This window comes from Photorhabdus stackebrandtii, from assembly GCF_011189495.1.
Classification (GTDB): Bacteria; Pseudomonadota; Gammaproteobacteria; order Enterobacterales; family Enterobacteriaceae; genus Photorhabdus; species Photorhabdus khanii.
The window spans coordinates 282,744-308,338 of sequence record NZ_PUJV01000003.1; the positions used below are offsets into that span (position 1 = coordinate 282,744).

Here is a 25,595-nt window from a genome sequence, read left to right on the forward strand (position 1 = left end):
ATATTGATTGAAAGAATGATACCTTTTGCCTAAAACATCGACATAATCAGCCAACAATTATTTCGAAGCACAAATTAATTAAAGAGCAAAAGGGTGAGTATGGATGGACAACCAGGTCATATTGATCAAATAAAACAGACTAATATTGGTGCTGTTTATCGGTTAATTGATCAATATGGCCCAATTTCCCGTATTGAGCTATCTAAAAGAGCACAACTTGCCCCAGCCAGTATTACTAAGATTGTTCGGGAATTGGTCGAGACACATTTAGTAATGGAAACAGAATTTCTGGATTTTGGATTCAGAGGACGCCCGGCGACCGGACTGAAACTTGATTCTGCAAGCTGGCATTTCTTGTGTGTTAATATTAGCCTGGGAAATTTAATATTGGGCCTTCGTGATCTAAGCAGCAAATTAATTGTTGAAGATGTTTTACCATTACCTGCCAGCAATAAAAAGTCCTTTTTGGACCGTATTACTGATGAGATTGACGCATTTTTCAATCGTTATCACTCTCGCCTTGAACGTCTGACGGCAATTAGCATAACTGTAAATGCGATTGTAGATCCGACTAAAGGTCTAATCCGCAATTTTCCTTATTATCAGGTTAAAGAATTGTCAATAGGGGAATATCTGCATCGTCGTACCGGATTGCCGGTATTTCTCCAACATGAAATCACATCCTGGACGATGGCTGAATTATTATATGGTGCGGCAAAAAATTGTCAGAATATTATCCAGGTTGTTATTGATGAACATGTTGGGGTTGGCGTTATCATTGCAGGACAAACATTACATGCAGGCGATGATAGTGTTATGGAAATAGGGCATATTCAGGCTGAACCTGATGGTGAACGCTGCTCTTGCGGTAACCTGGGCTGTCTGGAAACAGTTGCAGGGATTAGTCACATTTTATCCAGAGTCAGGCAGCAGTTAATAACGATGCCAGATTCTTTACTGAACTGTGAACCACTGACTATTGAATCATTTTGTCAAGCGGCAAATAACGGTGATACTCTAGCTATAGATATTATCCGTGATATAGGGGTAAAAATTGGTCGTATTATCGCAATTATGGTGAATCTATTTAACCCGGAAAAAATTCTGATTGGTTCTCCACTTAATGCTTCACAGCAAATTTTATATCCTGTCATTAATGGATGCATTCAACGACACGCTTTGCCTGCTTACAGTAAACAGGTTGAGTTGGTTGCAACCAAATTCAATAACTCAGGAACATTATCTGCGGTGTCATCAGTAAAAAAAGCTTTATATGATGGTTCATTGTTGGTCAATTTAATGAAAGGATAATAGACCTGACAAACGTTCTTTGGTGGTACTATTTGTTTTATATAAATTTTTCTTACTCAATTTATGCAATAATTAAACAAAACATTGAGCTAACGCAATCCCCCTTATAGCCGCCCCCTTTAAACTTAAGTGCTCATTAGCTGGATTTTATCTGTCATTATGGAAAACAGAATTTATGTTAACTCACCTATTTGTTACGGGGACAGATACCAATATAGGTAAAACAGTTGTTACCCGCGCCTTATTACAAGTTTTTAATCGTGACGGAAAAACGGCCGTAGGTTATAAACCTATAGCTACAGAAGGGTATGAAACAGAAGAAGGAATGCGTAATCGAGATGGTGTGATTTTGCAAAAATCTTCTCCCATTCAATTTAAATATGAAGAAATTAACCCCGTTATCTGGAAAAACAGTTACTATGAAGAAAACCAGGTTGATTTCGATCAGATGAAACAAGGATTAAATAATCTTAGCAATAAAGCAGATTGCGTTATTATTGAAGGTAACGATGGTTGGCGTATGTTGCTGAATGATGAAACTTTTTATTTTGATTGGGTGATTCGGGAAAAAATTCCAGTCATTTTAGTAGTAGGCATTCAACCTGGCTGTGTAAACCACTCAATTTTAACCGCGCAGGCGATCATAAATGATGGATTGCAGTTAATTGGATGGGTAGCAAATAGAATTAATCCTGGTATATCGCATTATGCGAAAATCATGGATAGGTTACGCCGTCACATTAATGCACCACAATTAGGTGAAATCCCTTATATTTTACGCCCGGAAGAAAAAGATCTATCCTGCTATCTGGATATTTCCACTCTATTAAAACAAGTTGTAAAGTAATATTGGATAGGCAAAATTGACAAATATCGTGACTGTGATGTTTGATCACTAAATAAGAAAACAGGATTACTTGGCGTAAGGCGAAATTTGGATAAGCAGCTGGTGATCGGCTGTTTTCTATTTGAGAGGATAGCGGTTCTGTATTAATGAAATACCAGCCTGACTGGTAAGATTAACAGGTGGGATGGCTAATTAAATTAAAGGTCGAAGGCGTGCAGCCTCGACCACTATTTAGATTGGAAAGTATTTGTGTAATATTTTCTCTGAATTCCGCGTATCCCCCAGAAAAACAATAAAGGTTTATTCTGTGACTGACGGGGTTGTGGATTGGCTTCCTTGCCGGGTATACACAATCTTTTTGGTATTATTTTCACAATGACCAACAATCTTACCACCGGCTTGTTCGGTTTGGTCATTAGGAATAATTTCCAATTTAAAGCCAGATTCTGGCACACCATTATGGATAATTTTCTGTGCAATCTGCTCTTTCACACTTTCGCATGAAGCTTGTGCAGCAAGCGTAAATGGAGATACAGTAACGATCAACGCACTGAATAAAAGTGCTTTTTTCATCTTCATTATCATCACCTTATATTACGGTCTGATAGGCATACCAGTATTGCTGTCTAAGCAACGTTCGGTATTGGGTTCCCAATAAGCATTGATATTGGTACTTTTCATACATGCGTCGCGAGCATCAATTGCTTTATCGAACTTATCAAATTCCTTCTCGGCACGTTTATTAACTTTGGTACGAAGATTCTTGGTTTCATCCCATTGCTCTTTACTTTGACGGGCCGCTTCTTTACTTAGCGCAGTATCTCCGCTGCCATTTACTGTGACGCAGGTCCCCCCGGAAGAGCAGGTTGCCGCCAGTGCCGGCGCTTGCCATAACAAAGGAATGGCCAGAGCGATAGCGGGCATAGCTTTTAATATCAAAGAATTACAAAAATTCATCTTTTATCCTCTTGAAAGAGAGTGGAGCCAAATTCGATGGCACATAGGAAATTATCAGATAGATAAATTATAAGATAGCATGAAGATATTCAACAAATTATCAAGAAGAATGTGATTATATATTTCTATGCACACTAAGCCCGGCAAATGACTGACAAACCGGCATCATTTCCAATGTATTAATGTTGACATGTGCAGGTAAATTGGCAACCCAAAAAACAGCTTCTGCGACATCTTCGGCTGTTAATGCCTGAGCTCCATCGTAGGTTTTATCCACTTTATCATTGTCACCTTTAAAGCGGACTAAAGAAAACTCGGTACCGCCAACTAAACCAGGTTCTATATCAGTGACACGGATATTTTTTCCCTGTAAATCTGCCCGTAAGCCCAGACTAAACTGTTTGACGAAGGCTTTAGTTGCGCCATAAACATTCCCACCTGAGTATGGCCAATTCGCAGCGGTAGAACCGATGTTAATAATATGCCCATGATTTTTTTCCACCATTTCAGGCAGCAGGGCATGGGTCATATTCACAACTCCTTTAGCATTGGTATCAATCATTATTTCCCAATCACTTTGATTAGCCAGATACGCGGGTTCCAATCCAAGCGCCAAACCTGCGTTATTAACCAAAACATCAATATTACGAAGTGACTCTGGTAATTGTTGAATAACCTGGTTGATCGCAGCCCGATCAGTCACATCAAGTTGAACAGCGTAGAAATCTTCACCCAGTTCAACTTTTAATTTTTCTAATCGTGCTTTACGGCGGCCAGCTCCAATAACTTTAGCGCCATTTTGGATAAATTTTCGGGTGATCGCTTCACCAAAACCTGATGTTGCTCCTGTTACAAAGATAATCATACAAAACCCCTTGTTTACTAATACTGTTTTTATTGCAGTAAATGGGGTTCTGCATTTTTAGTCAAGAACTCATTGAAAATTTTCAGTCATTTTCTTTTTATTCTTCCAGAAGAATCTCTGGTAGTGGGAGTTGATCATTAATAATTGCATCCGCAATTCGGATTATATCCGAATCCAATGCACGATCGGTTACCAGAGGAGGGCAGATTTCACGTACCGCATGGTAAAATTTCGCTGTTTCAGGCGCAATTTGACTAATATTGCCACGCAGATAAATTGCCTGACAAACTACCAAAATTGTCATTGATACAATATTGCGTAATTTCTGCTCCATTTCTAAAACATCTTGTGCAGCATGTAATCCCAAACTGACAATATCCTGGTTATATTGTTCTGTCGCGAGGGTATGAATACCGGATGCAGCACAATCATGGCGAATTGCAGCAACTAAAGCGGTTTGAGAAAGCTGGACACCTTTAAAACCTTGATACATGCCAGGAGTTGGGCTAAGTGAATTGGGTAACCCACGAGAAAAACGGTTATCCATCATAAGTGCCACAATCGCATGGAGGTGATTGGCAACTAAAGCGATATCCAGTTTTAATGCATCCATTGTCCGGGCGACATATTGTCCCATAAAATTCCCACCATGCAGAACATCGCCATTTTCTGGATCTACCAGTGGGTTATCATTCGCAGAGATAACTTCCCGCTCTAATATTTTTCGGGCTGAGGCTAAAGATTCTGGCACTATGCCTAATATTTGTGGTGCACAGCGAATTGAATAAACTTCCTGTAAGGTATCATTTAGTTGGGTAACTTCTTGGTGACGACAAACTTTATTTGCCTGTTCTTTAATCCCTGATAATAAATTAATCTGTGTCGAACCTGCCAATAAATTACGTAATGCACTTGCTACTGCTTTCTGGCCGGGGTGATTTTTTACTTGCTGAATTCGGGCATCATAATGCTCATGAGACGCAAGTAATGCTTCAACAGCTAGAGCTATAGCAGAGATTGCTGCTTTAAATAGTTTTTCCAGTTTAATAACAGCAATTGCGCTGATGCCTGACATTACCCTGGTGCCATTAATGAGGGCAAGACCTTCTTTTGCTTCTAATGATAATGGCGTTAACCCTGCATGTTTAATTGCTTCAGCCGCGCTAATTTCTTCTCCCATATAATAAACTTTACCAATGCCACATAATGCGCGCGCGATATAAGATAAAGGAACCAAATCACCGCTTGCGCCGACTGAACCATAGCGAGGAACCAGAGGAACAATATCATGATTAATATGATCGGCTATCGTTTGAGCGACAATTGGCCTGGTTGCAGACCAACCTTTGCAAACGGAAAGTAACATAGTAAATTGTGACGCTTTAATACAAGTTTTGGACATAAAATCCCCAGTGCCGGCAGAAAGAAAAGTCAACAAATTTTTCTGATGCTCTGAGATCTTATCAAATGGCACAACTAAATTAGCATTCCCGCCAAACCCTGTATTAATCCCGTATATAACCTCTCCAGAATTTAATTTTTCCTCTAATTTTTCACGACCACGGCTCAAAAGCTCAATGATATCCTTTGATATTTCTACTTTTTTTTGTTTTATAGCAATATTATAGATGTCTTCCAGAGCGATAACGTTATTATTATTAATAATAATAGTTGGCTGAACATCTTTAGATTTCATTTTAATCTCCATATATAAGAGTGATAATAATAAATTAAAGAAACAAATACCCTTAATGATACAAGTTAGTATAGGTATAAAATAAAAAAATAGTTACTTGAGAATGAAATCAAAATAAATTAATCGTAAAAATTAATTTACAAAAATTCATTAATATTGATGATTATAACAATAAAGATATAATATGTTTTCAATTTGATATTATTGCTTTTGATTTTACCGAATTATAATAAATAGATGATAATGTCCAATGTGTTGACATAAAATTAAGTTGATCATTGACAATCAAACAAATAGCAATTATTTGTTTTCCTAAGAATACAGACTAGAATGTAATTGTGTTACTACGTGAAGTAAAATAATTTGAATGTTCATCGAAAAATAAATTGATATCTAGTCGAGGTGATTTTATGTCAAAAATAATCCAGACAGATTCTCTTAGTGAACAGTCTTATAAAATAGATAATTTCAATCCAGCAACTGAAACAATAAATTTCAGTTACACATCAGGGAGGGTTGCATTACCGGTTTATAATAAATATGACACACGAAATAAGCCTAAAGTTTTTGGCTATTATACAGATTGGTCTCAATATGATGGTAGATTACAAGGAAATCAAGATCCCGCCAGTCGTGGTAGAGGAATAGATTTACAGCACCTTTTAGATAATCCTTTTGCTTATGATAAATTAGTTATTGGTTTCTGTGGAATATTGGGTGATGAAGGTGAAAAGAAGCAACAGATTAAAGAACAAGCACCATTATTTTCCCGTACCAATAACGGTGAAGTCACATTTACAGATGCATGGGGTGATTGCCAGTCTTATCAGAATTGTACTTATTCTGGTTGGCAAGATATCCAAATGCCAAGGGATTTTGAGCAATCTAAAAGTATGGGCGTATTAGGTGGATTGGCTAAGATTCAACAGGCTGCAAAGGTCCAGGGCCATGACCTTATTATGTCATTCAGTGTTGGTGGTTGGACCATGAGTAATGGCTTTTATAATATGGTCAGAGACGAAACACTGAAATCCTATTTCTGTTCGAGTCTGGTTGATATATTCCGACGTTTCCCTATGTTTACCGAAATTGATATTGACTGGGAGTACCCTGGTGTTGCCGGGAATGACGGTAATATTTATGCTCCAGACGATGGAGATTATTATGTTAGTTTAATTCGAGACTTAACCACTGCTTTTAAAGAAGCGGGGCGCTCGGATGTAAAAATAAGTATAGCTTGTTCCGCGGTGCCAGAAAAAATGGAAAAATCAAAAATACCCGAATTACTAAAGGCGGGACTCTATGGTATTAATGTTATGACTTATGATTTCTTTGGTACTCCGTGGGCCAAAAAACTGATGCATCACACGAATCTTCGTGATTATCCTGGAGGTGAAAATAATAGTGTAGAAAAAGCAGTTGAATATTTACTGAGTATCGGAGTACCTGCATCTGCAATTAATATTGGTTATGCTGCATACTCGCGTAATGCCAGAAATGCGGTTATTGATAGTTACTCTCCATTATCCGGCAGTTATGATCCGGGTTATATTCCGAAAAAGGAGCCAAAAATTACGACAACTGGCTCATTTGAATCAGGAACAACAGAATGGTACGACACTATATATAATTATCTGGATTTGGAAAGTAAAAAGGGGAGAAATAATTTTGATTTTTGTACTGATGATATAGCAGACGCTGATTATCTCTACAATAAGGAAAGTAAGTTATTCATTTCTATTGATACCCCTCGCTCTGTTAAGTCTAAGGCTCAATATGTACTGGAAAATAATCTGGGGGGAATATTTACATGGACTGCGGATCAAGACCGTGGCTTATTAGTGAATGCAGCCAGGGAAGGCCTTGGGTGTGAGTTAATCACGAAAAAAATAGATATGACACCATTCTACTTCAAAGGCATCAATGTTGATCCGGGTGATAAAGGTAAGGGTGGTGATTACCCGGCATGGGATACAAACAAGGAATATAAGGCTGGTGATAGAGTCAGCTGGAAAGACCAAAACTGGGAAGCTAAATGGTGGAATAGGGGCACTGCACCAGATGGCGCTGGAACATCTGATGCTTATCCTTGGATTAAAATTTAATAATTAGTTAAATGAAGCCACCAGTATGATATATGTACTGGTGGCGGATAACTTACCTTCATTTCTTTTTTTATATATTGCGTTTTCTGCTTAAACACCGTTGTTTTAACGGCGGAATTGCAAAATGTTCTACAGCGTTTTGTGCGCTGCGCAGAGAAATCCCAACGATCTTATTAGAATATGTGCGCATCTGTTGCTCATAATCTGAAATTGCCTTGACTAATTCTTCATGCCCGGACGCTACGCGGTTCAGGTTTGGATCCTATGAAATCATGCGGGACCGGACTAGATCGCAAAGAACTTCGGCAGTGGGAACTGACAGATGTTAGACGAATTGAGAAGCCCATAGAAGTGATGGCTAGACGAAAAATATATGAGGTTGATTTGGATTTTGAACCGAAAAAGAACCAATCCGATTAACCAGCCGAAATTCCGATTTTACAAACCGTAATTGCATTAAGCGACTCGTCGCGTCATCGATGTAAACCAAGGCTGTACAGGCTGGCTCTCGATTTTCAAACCAATGATGGTCACAGCCATCAATTTGTATTAATTCACGATTAAGCCTAGAGCGGACATTACAACTTTGCTACTACAACAATTGTTCGCATAATGTATATTATGTTAAATTAATTCTGGGCCATCATAGATGATGAAGTTGCTTTAATTTTCGCTCTCCACTAATTAAGCCCCATGATAACTTACAGGGGATGTTCGGCAAATAAAACCAAGGTAGCCCCCTTTCCCTCCTACGCACTCAAGATATTGAATTTTTAGGACTATAATGTTGCATGAGATTGTCACCGAAATCTTGGTAACAATCTCTTTCTTGCCAAAATAGTATAGAAGTTCTTGCTGAGTAGCAGATTTTAAGTTTGCTGCTATTAATGGGTCATCTACTAATACATTTCAGGTATTGATTATATTATATTTTTTTAATATTTCTTTAACCCTATCTTTAGGAATAGAATATGAAGTATTACCATTTCTCCCAACCATTTTTTTGGCTGCGATCATAGCATTAATTATTGCTTCTTCTGTTGCATTTATGGTCGCCTCATACAAAGGATCTAGTTTGTCATTTGGTAGTATTTTTATTGTCCTTGCATCCTCTCTGGAGAATGCATCATGATTTGCAGTTGAAAATGCAATAAATATCTCACCGCTGGTATTCCTGGCTACACCACCTACTTTTGCAAGCCCAAGAGATACTCTTTTAGCTATTTTTTCTAATTGGTGAGGAGCTAATGGTGCATCTGTGGCCACTACTGCTATTATAGAACCAGCATCCTTTATTTTTTTATTGTCTCCATGATATATTGGCTTAAGATCCTTTATTTCTTTACCAACTGGAATTCCCGAAATAATCAAGTCATCCCTATCACCAAAGTTGCCTTGAACAAGAACCCCAATAGTATATCCTCCATCTTTTTTATCTAGAGTTCTTGATGAAGTACCTGTGCCTCCCTTAAATTTAAACAGGTTCATTCCCGTTCCTCCGCCGACATTACCTTCTTCTATCGCTCCTGATTTGGCACTATTTAACGCATTATATACATGTTCTTTTTTTACATGCATACCGTTTATATCATTTAATATTCCATCCCATGTTTCTGCAACCACAGGCAATAACCAAAATAAATCATCTTTTAGTGGTGCGGTTAGATGATTATCAATCATCCAACTAATTGTTGAGTCTCTAACAACACCAACACTATGAGTGTTGGTTATTAATATTGGTGTTTCTAAAAAACCACTTTCTTTGACCCATTGATTTCCTGTCATATCTCCATTTCCATTTAAAGAAAATATACTCGAAAATACAGGGCTAAATTTCTTTCCTCTTGGCAATATAGCTGTCACGCCTGTTCTTATTGGACCTTTCCCAATCTCTAGCTTTCCATCGCCTTCTATTATGGTTGAATAGCCAACTTCTACACCATTAACATCTGTAATTGCATTATATTTCCCCGTTACTCCAGAGAAAGGAATGCCTAAATCCCTTGCTCTAATCTCATTAGCTAAAGAATTAGAAGCTATCATAGTCGATATAGATAAGATTATAATATTTAATATTTTCATAAATACTCCTTGTTTATCACAGGTAACGATATTTGTATATTCACCAAACTCATGATCGTTGATAAGTACAATCATGAGTTTCTCCCTTATCTGTATTATAGATACACAACATGATTGAAAAGATAGCCATCTCTTTTGATGACATGGCTACCGTATTCATACACGTTTTTTCATCAGCTAATGTGATGCAATGTTTCGCCAACAGCGTCAAAGAGACGATCCAAATCTGCCCTTTCCGCGTTGAACATAGGCCCGAATTGCAGCGTATCTCCGCCAAAACGTACGTAAAAACCAGCTTTCCAAAGCGCTATGCTGGCATCAAAAGGACGCACAGCGGCATCACCGTCACGGGCAGCCAACTGAATTGCCCCTACCAAGCCACAGTTGCGGATGTCAGTCACGTTTGGACAGCCTTTGAGAGCATGAAGGGCTGTTTCGAAATGAGGAGCAAGCTCGGCAGAACGCTGGATGAGATGGTCTTTATCCATCAGATCCAAGGTTGCCAACCCAGCGGCACAGGCTACAGGGTGTGCCGAATAGGTATAACCATGACTAAATTCCACCAAGTGTTCCGGTAATGGCTGAGACATAAAGGCTTCATAAATTTCACTGCTTGCCACTACGCCTCCCAGAGGAATGGCACCATTAGTAATTTGTTTGGCAAAGTTAAGAATATCTGGTGTCACACCAAAATATTCAGCACCGGTCCAGCGCCCCATGCGCCCAAATCCGGTAATAACCTCGTCAAAAATCAACAAAATATTATGCTGATCGCAAATTTCTCGCAGACGCTGTAGATACCCTTTGGGAGGAATAATCGCACCGGCGGAACCGCATACCGGTTCGATAATAACCGCCGCGATGTTTGAAGCATCATGCAGTTCGATCAATTTGAGCATCTCATTGGCTAACTCCACGCCGCCGGTTTCCGCCATACCTGGCGTAAACGTCATACCAGTCTGTAGCGTATGGGGTAAGTGATCTACGTCCATCAACTGTCCGAACATTTTGCGGTTGCTACCAATTCCCCCCAAACTGGTGCCAGCAATATTGACACCATGATAGCCAAGTGTACGACCAATCAACTTGGTTTTCGCGGGCTGGCCTTTCACACGCCAGTAGGCTCGCGCCATTTTGACTGCGGTGTCTACAGACTCAGAACCTGAACTGGTGAAAAAGACGTGATTAAGATCACCGGGTGTCAAACTGACAATTTTTTCTGCCAGTTGAAACGACAAGGGATGACCGAATTGAAAACCCGGCGAATAATCAAGCGTGCTCAATTGAGTAGCGACAGCTTTCTGAATTTCTGTCCGGGTATGGCCAGCTCCACAGCTCCAAAGACCGGACAGGCTGTCATAAATCTGACGTCCTTTATCGTCCTTTAGCCATTGTCCTTCGGCAGCAACGATAAAACGCGGATCGCGGTGGAAATTTCGGTTAGCACTGAATGGCATCCAGTGAGATTTCAGGTTTAACGATTCAGAAAAACGGGTCTCAGACATAGTTAACTTCCTCTCACAAAAGTAAAATTTGAGTTTAGTTCAATCCCCTGTTTTTGCCAATAATAATTGTTACTTCTAGATCACATACTGTTCATACTCACCTTCCGCTTCCATTGTATCTGATGGAGTGGTCAGATTTGTATGTGGATATATCAATAGATGGGGTATATGTTGTAAACCATATGTTTTACGACACATTTCCAATGACCAACACAACAGATAACTGTGTTTAATTCGTTACAATAAATTAATTCCCCTATGGGAATTTTATTTGCATTTAATAACGTCAGGATATAAAACATGATTAAACTTATTAATCCAATTCTCCTACTCCTTACTTGGTAACACTACAAATAAACTTTTTTCCTTATTCTAAAATTCATTTCTTTACTATGATTAATAAGTCACCTTTGATTTTTTCCTCTCGTGACAACGGTTAATTTAAAAAATCAGATTGATATACATCAGCTTGCAACCATTCTTGCAGGTATCTATTATTTGGAGAAAGCAATATGTTCTCGCGTCGTGATATCTTGAAGGCATCCGCAGTTAGCGCAGCAGCAGCCAGTGTTATGGGCAGTATGATTAAATCCGCTGTTGCTGATGACCAGCGTAATCTTGTCTCACCTGACAATAAATTGCCAGGAAATGCCAAAAGCTTATATAAATATAAATTCACAAACAGTAAAAAACGTGTATTGGAATATGGATGGGCACGCGAAGCCACGGTAGAGCAATTCCCGATATCCAAAGGTATTGCCGGTGTTGATATGAAGCTTGAACCTGGTGGTGTACGAGAACTCCATTGGCATGCTATTGCCGCTGAATGGGCATTTATGCTTGAAGGCCATGCACGTATTACCATTATTGATCCGGAGGGTAAATGTGAAGTGGCAGATTTTGGCCCCGGTGATGTGTGGTATTTTCCTAAAGGACACGGTCATTCTATTCAGGCACTTGAGGATGGTGCACATTTTGTGCTGACTTTCGATGACGGACATTTTTCAGAGTTTGGAACTTTCAGTATCACTGATTGGGTGACGCATATACCGAAAGAAGTGCTGGAAAAAAGTGTCAATATGTCGGCAGAGGTTTTTTCTAAAATCAAACAGGGAGAAGCTTATATAGTCGGTGGTGCTATACCGCCAAAACTTCCTTTGCCGGTTAACGACGGAGGGCTGAACAATGCACCACTCACCCACCGGTATGAACTTATGAAGAAAAAACCATTCTTCGAAAACGACGCTGGGAGTATTCATAAGGTGTCATCGCTGGAGTTTCCTATTTCTACAACTATTACCGGCATTATAGAGATAATCAAACCTGGCGCAGTACGTGAGTTACATTGGCATCCTAATGCTAATGAGTGGCAATACTACATTTCAGGCAAAGGGCGTATGACGGTGTTTGGTTCCCACGGACACGCACAAACCGAAAAATATGAACCGACCGACGTCGGCTATGTGCCACAAGGATTTGGTCACTATATCGAGAATATTGGGAATGAGGATCTTAAAGTGCTTGTTGTGCTGGACAACGGCATCTACCAAGATATCTCACTATCCGATTGGTTAGCTAAAACGCCATCTTATCTGCTGGCAGATAATTTCAACAATAAGATTGCCGATTGGGTGGACCGTCCTAAGGATAAGCTGGTTATATCGCGCCGCAATTAATACCATGATTTTTAATATTACTTGCAGCTAGTCGCATAGTGAGTTTATATTCACTTTATTGTGTATTGCATATTAACGATTAGAGGGCTTCAATTATGAGCCCTCTAAAGTTATTCTTGCCACATTTTTTAATGATTTTATTTCCAATGACTTCAATTAATTACCTCTCTTACGTTCAAGAAACAATTTATCTGTTTCATTTGCCAAGATCCCACCGACTAAAGTTATCGGGCTGTAAAATGACGATGCTCTTTCTGCAATCTCATGTGCAGAAATATCAATCTGACGGATCCCTGCATTACGAATAACACTGATAGATGTTGCCCATATCACTTCACGGATTCCTATCCAAACTAAGGCACTCATGCACATCGAACAAGGTTCTCCCGTGGTATACAGTGCAACATTCTCCCATCCCTGGTTGCCATATTGAGTAACATAATGATTTATTGCCTGAATTTCCCCATGCAGGATAGGATTACTTCTACCTATATTCACACCACGACTTAATACTTCCCCGCTATTTCTATTAACTATTACAGCGCCAAAAGGATGCTTTGGGTTCTTTATGGCTTCTTTTATTGCTTCCTGCATATATTTTTCATGTTCGGCAATTTCTTGTTTTGATAATATGTTATTAATGACTTGTGTTTTTTTCTCTCCTGAGTGTGTGATAAAAGACATACTGATACTCATAACACCAAGCGTTGCAAATAATTTTCTTCTGGTTTTATTCATGATTAATCCTTCAGTCATAAAAATGATTTAATTAAAGATTAAAACCACTCTTCGCCAAAAGCTATGTCATTCACTTTGATTCATATCTTGTAATTTTTCCAATTGCTGCTCTATCTGCTGCTGAAAATATTCCGCATGAGTCAACAAAACCTCAATCGTTTTCTCATCATAACGTTCACCCTTTTCAATACGCAGACATATACGTATTCCTTGCTGATATTGCAGCAGAGCAAAAGCGCCTTTCATACGGTGTGCATGGTGCGTGACTTTTTCATGTATTTGTTGATTTTCCGATTGTTTCAGTTCTGCAATATCTTCCGACATCCCTTGCCACACTGCACTGAATAATTGGTACTCTACAGCAACATCTTGCTGGGCCAGCGCCTGAATCTCATCAAACTGTAACGTGACTTCATCATTTACCTGTCGGTAATAACGGTTGATTTCTGCCAGCAATTTGCTTTGCACCAGCGGCTTGGTCAATACACCATCCATTCCCGCGTCCAGACAACGGGCTTGCTCAGTAGAAAATGCGTTCGCGGTACACCCCAAAATAATAAACGGCGGTAATTGCCGTAGTCGCTCATGTTTTCTCAATAATCTAGCCAGTTCATAGCCATTCATCACCGGCATCTGGCAATCCGTCAGCACGAGGTCAAAATATCCCTCTTCAATCAGATTCATCGCCTGTTCACCGCTTTCAGCTAATACAACACGATGACCCGATGGGGCTAACTGCAACGACAACACCTGTAAATTGGCTGGTAAGTCATCAACAACCAAGATATTCAGCGATTCATGAATTTCCCCTTCAATATTCTCAGTTTTTTCGCTTACTGCTTCTTTCTCAACAACACTGCGCATAAGTGGTAACATTACTGTAACCTGCGCGCCGCCACCGGGTGCACCAGTGATTTTCAGGCTACCACCCATTAATTCAACTAACTGTACCGAGATGGGTAACCCCAACCCAGTGCCGGTTTTACCACCACTGTTTTGCGTCACTTGTACATAGGGTAGCAAAACAGCTTCATACATGGTTTCCGGGACACCACAACCGGTATCTGTAACCACCAGCGTGATTTCATCTTGGTTACTCTCTGGAATATGCCGATAGCTGGCGCTGATTTGCACACCGCCCTGTTCAGTAAATTTAATCGCATTACCCAGTAAGTTATTGACTACCTGAGTTACACGTGTTGCATCCAGTAGATGGTAATATTCAGACGGTAAATCGAATTGTCGGGCAAAAAACAACCCCTTTTCCTTAGCGCGATGACTAAAAGCCACTACACAACTTCCCAGAACTTCCTGCAATGATTCCGGTTTTAAATTCAGCACCATACGTCCAGATTCTATCTTGGAAAAATCCAGCACATCACCGATTATTCCCTGTAAAGACATTGCAGCGTGCCAGGCGATATGTAATGGCGTAGATGGCAGAGTTTGCTGTTTTACCTCCAGATCGAGAATACCGATAATTGCTTGTAAAGGAGTGCGGATCTCATGGCTCATGTGTGCCAGAAAATCTGATTTCTCCAAACTAGCAAGTTCAGCCTTATCACGTTCCTGGCGCAGTTCTTGCGCTAACAATTTACGTTCGGTCACATCAAACCAGCCACCGATTATTCCCTGAACAACGCCTTCGGTATTGCTGTAACTTTCAAGCCACAAATAAACATCTCTGTCCTGCCCCTGGATGGCAATGCTACGATCGGAAAAATGCGCAGGCGCCCCTTCCAGACAACGCAGAAAAATCATACTGATGTCTTGCTCATCGGCAGGTTTTAAAAAGCGCAGAGAAAAGAGACTACGACCAATCACATCAGATCCGAGCGTGTTCATCTCGCGGCGGAAATAGAGGTTCGCCGCCGTAACGCACATGGTCGGATCGCAGACAAACATTGGCGTAGGCATGTTATTAAATAGTGTTTCCCAATACGTCAGCAAATCCTGTAAGTTGTTTTCCGCTTTTTTACGTCGTCTGATCTGATGGGCAAGATAACTCCCCCAAAAGGCCGAACTCAACGCAATGACAAATAACGCCCCTCCCCACAATTTCGCCCAGGGAGAAATTTTACTGTCAGCATAGGGTGTCACATTTCCCATAGATAACCATTTCAGGCGCAACACCCGCAGCTCATTTGGCGGTAATGCATCAATGCTTTTATTTAATATATCAACCAATTGAGGATAAGCGGGTAGGATGGCGTATTGTTCCGGTTGTAATGAGCCTTCAAAAAACCGAATAGAAATATTGGTACCATAGTGGCTTGCTTGCAGATAATCAGCACTTATCAAGCTATCAAAAGTTGCATCTGCTGCCCCGGCCAGCACCATATCAACACCTTGCGTCACGCTATCAACTTCCATGACGAAGATCTCCGGATATTGCTTCAATGTCGACAGGAGAGCATGACCGCGCAGAATTGCTACCCGATGGTGTTTAAGTTGTTCAAACTCATAGGGCGCATTACGCTCATTGCGAGTGATCATCCCCCATTCCACAGTGCCATAGGGATGACTAAAAGAGAGCCAGCGACGACGTTCTGGTGTACTGACCAAAGAAGTCATTTGAGCTTCGCCATCTTTTAACAGTTTTTTAGCCCCCACAGCGCCATCTGCCGGGATAAAATTAAAGGTAATACCACTTTTCTCTCCCAGCAGACGTAAAATATCCACATCCAGGCCAACGAGTTGCCCATCTTTATTCAGAAATGAGTAAGGCGGCGCAGTACGGCTAATCGCGACATTGACTACAGGATTTTTTTTAATCCAGGCTTTTTCTTGCGGCGAAAAGATTGTGGTGTCGTTGTTGTCACCCAGAGCTAGCCCGGAAACCCAACGTTGATAAACCTTATTTCTGGTTTCGTGAGGAATAGCTGTCAGGATGAGATTAATTGTTTCAACTATACCATCGCCGTTGTGGGCAAGAAAATCATACCGCTCTCCCTGAAAAATATCCCGACGGTAAGTCAGCTTTGTAAACGGACGAAAATCCAGCAAATAGGCCACCTGGCTTTGTCCGTCCAGATAAGCATCGATGCCACCATCTAACACTGCTTGTACTCCCTCCTGTTGGTTTTTCGCCACCAAAACACTGCGGTAATGTTTACGTAATTGCTCAATGGTGCTCGGGTTACTGCCTGGGGCTGCCATAATATTCATTTGTGCAAACGGCATATTGACTTGTTCTTTGCGCACAATCAGGGCACGCGGCTGTACCAGAATCGGGTAAGTGTTATCCTTCCTATTTCCCGATTGGGGTGAAGCAGAATGCGATAACAACTGAATATCTCCACGCTGTAATGCTGCATAGGCTGATTCCCAGTTACCAAACAGCCGTACCTCCACCGGCCTTTTTAATACAGTTTCAATCAGGCGCAGATAGTCAGCGTAAATCCCTTCCAACTTGCCATCCCAACGATGGATCACCAATGGCGCACCGATGCAGCAGAGAATGCCAACTTTTAGTGTTGGAAAGTGTGGGACCAGAATCCCTTGCTCTTTGGCGGGTAATGGCGCAAATTCCTGAGTGACGACATTCGAATAAAACTCCACCGGTAGTCCATCTGAAGGCAGCTCTTGCGCATTACGGTATTCAAACAGATTGAGACTCCGTCCAGATAATGGCAACAGGAGTATCAATACAGCTAACCATCGTGATCCTTTCCGATTGCCTTTCATCTATTATTACAATCCCAGTCCGACCTGATGCAAATAATTATAAAGCGCTGCTTCATTATTTAACCCCAGTTTTTTCATTGCGCTGATTTTTTGTGCGCTGATCGTCTGCTTAGTACGGTATAAACGTGCAGCAATATCATTCACACTCAACCCTTGCCCTAATAATTTAATCACTTCCAGCTCCTTGCCGGTCAGCACCTTTACTACTTCCTCGTCCGGAGATTCAATAAATTGCTCGCTCAAATAAGGCTCATCGTGCCCTGTTGTACTGTACAATCCTTTCACTAACTCGTGAGATAGACTGTTTTTGTTCAAAATCGCTTTCACTTTATAATCAATCAATGAAGCTATTATCTTCCGGTCACTGATCATCGTGATCACCACAACAGGCAAATTAGGATATTGTTCACGAATTCGACTAATCATCCGCAAACCGTCGATTTGGTTATCACCCGGCATATTGAAGTCCGTAATCAGCATATCCGCCTCTTTTTCCTCCAGCAGAGAAAAAAGTGTAGTCACATCATGCGCCTCCCCCACAACCTGATAATTCTCGGGTAATGTTGCCAATACGGTGCGTAGTCCTAATAAAAAGACTGGATGATCGTCAGCAATAATGACTTGTCTCGGCATTGGTAATTTCTCCATATTACTTTCTATCCGCTATTTCACGCATAGTTCCTTCAATAAAGCCGGCATTTTCGCCTACATGAACGATCAAGGCGATAATCACCGGGTTAAATTCGCCTTTACCATCAGCAATCCGAATTTTTAACGTCTGCGGTATCCGCGAGACGGAACGTTTAAGTTGTTCGATTTTCTGCCGATCTTCTGTATGCACCCAAGCCATTAACTGCGACCAGCAGGTGGGTGCTGTTCCATACCGCATCCAGGCCGCGTCATGATGCCAATACAGGTGCCCATCGGCACTTAACCGAAAACAATTGACCTGTTCTTGCTCCAACATAGCACTCATTAACAAAAAATGCGCTTTACGGCGATGTAATACATTGATTGTGTTATATAAACAACCACAGCATAACAACGCAGGCAGGGTAAATGCGGTACTGTACCATGCTGCAATTTGCACGTTCTGTTGGATGCTCATTAATCGGGATGCGAATGGCCCAAAACCAAAAATGGTTGCGCTCACGATACCTACCGTACATAAGGATAAAAAGCCGCTTAATACCAGTAAATCACCTCTTAACGCCAGTAGCATCGGCAGGCCGAAGGAAAATAGGAGCGCTACTCCTTGCCAATGTATCTTCCCAGTTTCAGGTGGCGGGCTGGTAAATAATGCTGTCATGGCAAACACAGCCACCAACCATAAACCATAGGTTTTCCTGTCTTCAACCCGGCTTTTATTGTAGGTGATGTAAGAAATAACAAAAAACGTAAACGGCAGATAACTCAACACAGAGCCGATAACAGTCGGTAATGAAATAGATATATCGATAGGGTAACCCAATAAATGCAGTATCCACTTGGCCATAAATCGCTCAATAATTCCGCTTAATGAGCAAAGTACTGTCAGATTGAAGATGTCACTTGCCCGCTTCGGGGCCCACATTACACCGTAGAAAAATTGCCAGACTAATCCTGTCACTACCAACATCACCACATTGATACAAGAAAATATCAGCGAGACGTTCACCGGTCTGCCATACCATTGGCTAGCTGTTAGCGAAATCAGAGCACCCGTTATTAACCAAACAGGCCAGTACCGTGGTGCCCTGGCGCAAAAAATGCCTTGTAGCAGGCCTGCCGGAAACCACACCAATGACGACAGACTCCAGACATCACGCACTTGCAAACTCAGCAGTGCCAGCGCAAAATTGACTAGCGTAAAAATAAACCAAAAGACCACTATCTTTTTCATTTTCATCAGGATCTCATTTCGTAACACCGAATGTTACATCATAAGATAATATGCAGCATTGAATGTTACATCACAAGATAATACGTAACACTAAATGTTACATTATAAGGTAATAATAGCAGAGAAGGCAGCTTCTTACCTTAAATTGATAATGCTTGATAGTTTTAGTGGTAATAGTTTCTTTTGTTATTACGATAACTGTATTTGGCCTTCGATAACATCCAAGCATACATCCTCATTCACCGGTGCATCTCCTAACAGCAATTGGTCTGATAACAGTGGTAAAACGAACTGGGTTAACAGGTTATCAATTTCACGGGCACCACTTTCCGCGATCCGGCATCCTTCAGCAATAAAATCCACCAGCGCATTGTTATAGTGCAACTCGCATTGGGTTGCTTGACGATAACGCATCACAACTTTATTCAGTTTATGATGCACAATGGCATGCAGAATTTCGCCATGTACCGGCAAATAAGGAATAACCTGCAAGCGACCTAAAAATGCAGGCGTAAAGATACGTTGCAGTTCCGGCCGGATAATTTCCTGAATATCTTCAAGTGTTGCCGGATGAATTTCCCCTTGTACTTTCACGCCTTGCATCGTTGCACGCATCACCAAGTCCGACGCAATATTTGTGGTCAGGATAATCAATGTATTGCGGAAATTAATTTGCTGCCCTTCGGCATCTTCCATCATGCCTTTATCGAACACCTGGAAAAACAGCTCCAGTACATCGGGGTGCGCTTTCTCGACCTCATCAAGTAATACCACGCTGTAGGGCTGATGGCGAACCGCTTCAGTCAGTACTCCCCCCTGTCCATAACCTACATATCCTGGGGGAGAACCTTTTAGACCGGAAACAGAATGTGCTTCTTGATATTCCGACATGTTGATAGTGATCAGATGATGTTCACCACCATACAACTCATGAGCCAATGCCAAAGCAGTCTCGGTTTTACCCACACCAGAAGGACCGGCAAGCATAAATACACCGGTCGGCTTTACCGGATCAGCCAGTTGTGCTTTAGCAATTCGAATTTGACGGGCTATCTGACTAAGCGCATGATCTTGCCCCATTACCCGCTGACTAAGGCGCGTTTCCAACAGGCGCAACACATCGCGTTCATTTTCCACCATCCGGCCAAGAGGTATCCCGGTCCAGCCAGCAACAATATCCGCGACACAGGCAGCATCAACACAGTCAAATACATAGGCATGCTGATGGTGGCGCTGACACAGTTCCTTACGCAGCACAGGTAACTGTTCGTCGTGTTCCTCACAGGCAAGGATGTCGCTCACTAACTGACGTTGAGCGTGATATTCCGGTAAAATTTTCTCTAGGGATACCTGCAATTCGGTTTGACGCTGTGCCAACTTCTGTAATTGGGTTTCATGACCACCTTCACGCGATAATGCTTCTTGTTCGGTGGCAATGTTTGCCAGCATGGCACGCAGATCTTCAATCGGTGCCGGTTCATCAGTTTGTGAAACGGCAACACGGGCACAAGCGCTATCCAACAGACTAACCGATTTATCCGGCAATTGACGTCCATTGATATAACGGCTGGATAATACAACGGCTTCTGTCACCGCTTCTGCAAGCACTTTGACACCATGATGTTTTTCCATCGCCGGCGTCATGGCGCGTAACATGGCTGTCGCCAGTTCTATCGAAGGCTCTTCAACTTTAATCACCTGGAAACGACGTGCTAACGCTGCGTCTTTCTCAAAATACTTCTTATATTCCGCCCACGTGGTTGCAGCGATAGCGCGCAATTCACCACGCGCCAATGCCGGCTTCAACAAATTAGCTGCATCGTTTTGCCCGGCCTGGCCGCCTGCGCCAATCAGAGTATGGGCTTCATCAATAAACAAAATCACTGGTGTGGGATACCCTTTCACTTCATCCAATAATTTCTGTAAACGACTTTCAAACTCACCTTTTACGCTGGCACCCGCTTGTAATAACCCCATATCCAGCGTGAATAATTCAGCTTGTGCCAGCACTTCCGGTACACGGCCATCAACGATACGTTGAGCAAGTCCCTCGATCAGTGCTGTTTTACCGACACCTGCTTCACCGGTTAATAACGGGTTGTTTTGGCGACGACGCAATAGCACGTCAATTAACTGACGAATCTCCCGCTCACGACCCAGAACCGGATCCAGTTTGCTATCACGCGCCGCCTGCGTCAGATGATGAGTGTATTGCACCAGCGCGGATTGGGTATTATCCCCGACAGGAGTTGTAATGTGCTGCGGTTCTTTATATACCTGTGTACGCAGCCATTTTTCTATAGCCTCCGTGTTACACTGTAACGCCTGTTGTAGCTCCGATGTGAGTGAATGATGCAGTGACGGATTCATTATCAGTGCCGCAATCAGCGCCTGAGGGGTAATTTGCAATGCTCCCCAGTGGGTACTGGCGTACATCCAGCTTTGCTCCATCCATTCTGTCAATTTGGTAGCAAGTACCGGAGGACGATGATTACCACTGCGCAATAACGTCAGTGATCGCTGACAAACATTCAGTAACGTGACAGCATCAATACCACCGTGGTGACATACGAGTTCCATCATCGGCATCTGTTTTTCAAACAAAGCCAGTAACAGATGCTCAATTTCTACTTCATGATGGGTGCGCCGTACTGCCAGGTTAGCGGCCTCATCAAGACACTGACGCGCTTCCACCGTTAATTTACTGACGATCTGTTTAAGATAACTACTCACTTTTAGGTTTCCTTAATTCATTCCAATATGTGGCTATCTGTAACGGCAACGTAGAAAGGGTTCCTTTCGCCACTACCGGTTCACTTAAATTTAACAACTGGCTATCCAGTTGGTTGCGTTGTTCCAACAACGCCGTTTGTTGCTGCTGATGTTGCTGCCATTGCCGATACAATGCTGAAACTTCCTTCCCTCCGCTGATCTGATAGCGCACGGTGATGTTATTAATACCCAGTGCACTTAATTCATCGCGCTGTCGTGGGAATGCCTGTGCCGTCAGCGTCAATTCACCACTGGAAAAGGCATGGATAAATTGCAGCAAACCATCAGTACCAACGTAGCTTTTACTTAGCGTAAAGTTGGGGAAATACACCTCAATCTGTACCTTGCTGCATGAGCCCGGACTCCAGTGCAGCGCCCTGCTGTCATTGAAATTCATGCTTTTGAGTTGCTGTACACCATCATCACAACTCAGCGTCACTGAACTGCCAACCGGCAATACCCGAGCTCCTCGATTGGCAGTCGCTGGCTGGCTGGTAATCATCACCTCCGCCGATTGATCCTGTTCCGGTTCCTGTTGTTCAGTCGCCAGTTCACGCTCACTTTCCAACAAGTTGAGTTTCTCTTGCAGGCGACGACGAATATCAGATGTCGATGAAAGCATGTCGTTCGGCTGGATCAGGTTATTGATATAGAAAATGAAATCATCGTTAAACGGAAAGACCACATCTTCTATTGCCTGGCGTTTAATGCCCTCAGGACGAATATCCAGTGCATACTCTGCGGTATCCCGCACAAACGCATTGCTGTACTCATACAACCGCGCGTTCAATTCCCGGCCATCAAACAGTTTCTGCCTGCTTAATTTTTCCATCGGCCAGATCACTTTGCTTTCCCATTGTGATTGCAAGCGGCTGGCGGCACTTAAGAAGGCGTAACGCAGTATCAGATGAGCATCGCCCTGATAGAGTCGCCATAAAGTTTCATTGACAGCTTCATTCTGTTGGCTTTCAGTTTCATGACGCCACAAAGCAAAACGGTTAAACAATGTACGTAAGCCGTTATCATCCAGTTCGCCTTTCTCGTTACTCAGAGCATCTTTAACCAACAGCTCAGTTTCCATATCACTGAGTAATGCACGCTGGCTATTTAACTGTACAGCCTGCCGGTAGGCGCGATAGCGTGTCAGCGCGTTGTCATCCAGCTGCACAGAGATCTGCGGTGAAATGCCAAGCCATGACATGATGCGCTGGCGTAAAGAGATGTTCCCCAACGAGACGCGTTGCATCATGTTGCTTTTTTGCACATAACCATGCAGTTGCCATAAACGTTGCTGCGTCTGCAACCAAGACTGCTGATCCTCCTGTGCCACCGTGGATAAATCACTCTCCAACTGCTTTAAGAAGGTGATATAGGGGCTATCATATTGACCTGCTGTCAATATCAGCGCTTTCCAGTTTTTCTTGCCGCGTACCCACTCTTCCGCTTGTGGCATAACCTGGGCGAATGCTAACCATTCTGACTGGCGCTGATTCTGATACTGTTGATGAAACGAGCGCTGCAAAGGAACAAAAACCGCTGGTCTGTGAAGAGCTTGTGCTAGTTCATCCAGAGTAGCCTGAATATTGCGTTCACCTGCCTGGGTATAAACGCCACGAATACGGGCGTTAGTTCTGGTGGCATCATCGCCAGCCAGTGGCCAGAAATCAGCCAGCGTCAGCGAACGTGTTCCAGCGGGTTGTTCGTCGGCTAAAAGCCATTGCCAATTACCGGTAGCCTCTAGTAAGGATTGCAATACATTCCGCCATTGATCAAATTCCTGCTGTGCGTTGTTCTGTTGATATTGTGCCAAACGCAGAGCTATGCGCTGTTCTGCTGATAAAGGATCATTTTCACCGCTTAACAGTGAAGCGGAATAAGCTGGCATACGTTGCAAAGTTTCCAGCGTAGCGCCATGTGCCATTGCTTGTTCAATATTGATAAAACGCGCCCAATGTAAAGCCAACAGTCGTTTTTGCGGTACTTCAGCGTTATGAAAGCGCGTAAGCAAGTGTGTAACTACCGACTCCGGGTTGAATGCCCCGACCGGTGCTTGTTTCTGATAGTCCCTCGCCATACGTTGTTCCATCGTATGGGTAACCGGATAAAAAATCAGATGTGACAAGGTTTCCTGCAACCAATACTCAATCTGCCGATAACGCAAGTAACTGCGCTCAAGCGGGTTTGCCTCATGGATATTTTCAAGCTGCATGACACCACGCCAGGTAGACACTAATGCGTTACCGGCTCCGTACACCAGCATCAAACTGAATATGATAATCAACGCACGTTTGGTCAATGTTCGCCAACCTGTCAGCAAGACGGCATCATTACGGTACACTTGCCCGGGCAGGTATTCACACAACAAACGGTGGCTGAAAACGCCTTCAATTTGCTGTGGTTCTGCCTGATGTTCCGCAGTAAAAAACATGCCACGCAACAGACCATGCTCCAGATAATGATCATTATCAAATAATGCACTCAGGTAATAGCCCAGTGCCGGTTGCAGTTGAGCAACAGTTTCCGGCAACGCCAACACTTCAGCTTCCGGTTGTTGCCGTTGCTGATTAAGCAGTTTAAGGCGCATAGCTTTCAAGGCGTTGACAATAGTACTCATACTTTTGTCCAGCACATCGGTGACATTACTATCCGTGTGATGCTCAATAAAATTGCCCAGCAATTCAGCATGTTGTTCTACCGATAGTTGTGCGCACCAGTGATTAAAACCCGGTAATGTTTCACTATGTGTGAGGATCAACCAAACCGGCAAGCGGCGTTCCAGGCGTATTTGTAATGGCTCCAATTGCGCCCGCACATTGCGTGCTGCAAGATACAGTGCCCTGTTGTCGCTTTTTAGCAATTGCTCCACTGACAGGCAAACCAATACGCCAGCGGGATTACGTACTTGTGCGATCCAGCGTATCAGACGCAGCCATGCCTGCCGGTACAAAGATTGCCCTTCGGTATAACGACCAGAAACGACCATGTACATGGCACGGCGGAAAAACCACCAGCGACAGGTAAATGTATTCTCTGTAAGCAACGGCAGATTCTTCCCTGTCATTGGCACCACATTACAGTGAGCTAATAGTCCCTGTTTACCATTACCGCGCTCTCCCACCACCATAAACCACGGCGGCATAGATCCGTTACGGTGTAACAGTGAGCGGAACCGGCGCCAGCTTTGTAAACGGCCTCCCCACCACCAGTGCTGATACAGTAAATATTCCAGACGGTTATTTCCCTTCCGCCAGCATTTATTTATCCCGCGCAGTTTATTTGCTATCTGCGGTATAAATGCCATCACTCCACGCAGTAGTAATAACAACAGTAATAGGAAAAGAAACAATAACAGGCCACTTATTGTCGGCCATGAAAGTGCCACTGCAATAGCTAAACTGAGTAGCAGAAAGACAACCATCACGCTGAGCCAGCCAATGGCATAAAGTAACTTTTTCATGTCTAATTTCCGAAT

At 42.5% G+C, this 25,595-nt stretch carries 16 protein-coding genes and 1 pseudogene; 4 read left to right on the top strand and 13 right to left on the bottom strand.

Features of this window, described 5'->3' with window-relative positions:
- Window positions 1-93 precede the first annotated feature (93 nt).
- Together mlc and bioD are read left to right on the top strand one after the other, a co-directional pair.
- Window positions 94-1,311 carry a sugar metabolism global transcriptional regulator Mlc gene (mlc, locus tag C5470_RS04435; protein WP_166286284.1) on the top strand — a complete coding sequence of 406 codons (1,218 nt, stop codon included), beginning with the start codon at window positions 94-96 and terminating at the stop codon, window positions 1,309-1,311.
- 175 nt (window positions 1,312-1,486) lie between these two features.
- Window positions 1,487-2,158, top strand: coding sequence for a dethiobiotin synthase (bioD, locus tag C5470_RS04440; protein ID WP_166286286.1), 672 nt, complete (start codon window positions 1,487-1,489; stop codon window positions 2,156-2,158).
- A gap of 300 nt (window positions 2,159-2,458) precedes the next feature.
- Here bioD and C5470_RS04445 read toward each other — a convergent pair whose 3' ends face one another.
- From C5470_RS04445 to stlA, 4 genes are all read right to left on the bottom strand, one after another.
- Window positions 2,459-2,731 carry a DUF1161 domain-containing protein gene (locus C5470_RS04445; RefSeq protein ID WP_166286352.1) on the bottom strand — a complete coding sequence of 91 codons (273 nt, stop codon included), beginning with the start codon at window positions 2,729-2,731 and terminating at the stop codon, window positions 2,459-2,461.
- A gap of 21 nt (window positions 2,732-2,752) precedes the next feature.
- Window positions 2,753-3,115, bottom strand: a complete 363-nt coding sequence (locus C5470_RS04450) for a DUF1283 family protein (RefSeq protein WP_166286288.1) — start codon at window positions 3,113-3,115, stop codon at window positions 2,753-2,755.
- 115 nt (window positions 3,116-3,230) lie between these two features.
- A complete protein-coding gene (gene ydfG / locus C5470_RS04455; RefSeq protein ID WP_166286290.1) occupies window positions 3,231-3,980 on the bottom strand; it encodes a bifunctional NADP-dependent 3-hydroxy acid dehydrogenase/3-hydroxypropionate dehydrogenase YdfG in 750 nt (249 codons plus the stop codon).
- 97 nt (window positions 3,981-4,077) lie between these two features.
- Window positions 4,078-5,676 carry a phenylalanine ammonia-lyase StlA gene (stlA, locus tag C5470_RS04460; protein WP_166286292.1) on the bottom strand — a complete coding sequence of 533 codons (1,599 nt, stop codon included), beginning with the start codon at window positions 5,674-5,676 and terminating at the stop codon, window positions 4,078-4,080.
- A 410-nt stretch (window positions 5,677-6,086) separates the two neighbouring features.
- Here stlA and C5470_RS04465 point away from each other — a divergent pair, with 410 nt between their 5' ends.
- The gene (locus C5470_RS04465; protein ID WP_166286294.1) at window positions 6,087-7,781 is read left to right on the top strand and encodes a glycoside hydrolase family 18 protein; all 1,695 of its coding nucleotides are present in this window, start codon (window positions 6,087-6,089) and stop codon (window positions 7,779-7,781) included.
- Window positions 7,782-8,211: 430 nt separating this feature from the next.
- On the opposite strand, the pseudogene C5470_RS04470 reads toward C5470_RS04465, so the two are convergent.
- The 3 genes and pseudogenes from C5470_RS04470 to aptA form a co-directional block, all read right to left on the bottom strand.
- Window positions 8,212-8,337, bottom strand: a pseudogene (locus C5470_RS04470) (ISNCY-like element ISCARN63 family transposase); the annotation flags it as partial.
- A 353-nt stretch (window positions 8,338-8,690) separates the two neighbouring features.
- On the bottom strand, window positions 8,691-9,938 hold the full coding sequence (locus tag C5470_RS04475; RefSeq protein WP_242687807.1) for a DmpA family aminopeptidase: 1,248 nt from the start codon (window positions 9,936-9,938) through the stop codon (window positions 8,691-8,693).
- Window positions 9,939-10,036: 98 nt separating this feature from the next.
- On the bottom strand, window positions 10,037-11,368 hold the full coding sequence (aptA, locus tag C5470_RS04480) for an omega-aminotransferase AptA (RefSeq protein ID WP_166286296.1): 1,332 nt from the start codon (window positions 11,366-11,368) through the stop codon (window positions 10,037-10,039).
- A 512-nt stretch (window positions 11,369-11,880) separates the two neighbouring features.
- Between aptA and C5470_RS04485 the strand changes: the two genes are divergently transcribed.
- A complete protein-coding gene (locus C5470_RS04485; protein WP_166286298.1) occupies window positions 11,881-13,044 on the top strand; it encodes a cupin domain-containing protein in 1,164 nt (387 codons plus the stop codon).
- A gap of 156 nt (window positions 13,045-13,200) precedes the next feature.
- Here C5470_RS04485 and C5470_RS04490 read toward each other — a convergent pair whose 3' ends face one another.
- The 6 genes from C5470_RS04490 to C5470_RS04515 all read right to left on the bottom strand — a co-directional run bounded on the left by C5470_RS04490 (window position 13,201) and on the right by C5470_RS04515 (window position 25,580).
- Window positions 13,201-13,782 carry a nucleoside deaminase gene (locus C5470_RS04490; RefSeq protein ID WP_166286300.1) on the bottom strand — a complete coding sequence of 194 codons (582 nt, stop codon included), beginning with the start codon at window positions 13,780-13,782 and terminating at the stop codon, window positions 13,201-13,203.
- Window positions 13,783-13,848: 66 nt separating this feature from the next.
- A complete protein-coding gene (locus tag C5470_RS04495) occupies window positions 13,849-17,469 on the bottom strand; it encodes a transporter substrate-binding domain-containing protein (protein ID WP_242687808.1) in 3,621 nt (1,206 codons plus the stop codon).
- Window positions 17,470-17,475: 6 nt separating this feature from the next.
- A complete protein-coding gene (locus C5470_RS04500) occupies window positions 17,476-18,102 on the bottom strand; it encodes a response regulator (protein ID WP_166286302.1) in 627 nt (208 codons plus the stop codon).
- Window positions 18,103-18,118: 16 nt separating this feature from the next.
- On the bottom strand, window positions 18,119-19,357 hold the full coding sequence (locus C5470_RS04505) for a hypothetical protein (RefSeq protein ID WP_207626878.1): 1,239 nt from the start codon (window positions 19,355-19,357) through the stop codon (window positions 18,119-18,121).
- 183 nt (window positions 19,358-19,540) lie between these two features.
- Window positions 19,541-22,084, bottom strand: coding sequence for a type VI secretion system ATPase TssH (gene tssH / locus C5470_RS04510; RefSeq protein ID WP_166286306.1), 2,544 nt, complete (start codon window positions 22,082-22,084; stop codon window positions 19,541-19,543).
- A complete protein-coding gene (locus C5470_RS04515; RefSeq protein ID WP_166286308.1) occupies window positions 22,077-25,580 on the bottom strand; it encodes a type VI secretion protein IcmF/TssM N-terminal domain-containing protein in 3,504 nt (1,167 codons plus the stop codon). Before C5470_RS04515 ends, tssH begins: the two co-directional genes overlap by 8 nt.
- Window positions 25,581-25,595 lie beyond the last annotated feature (15 nt).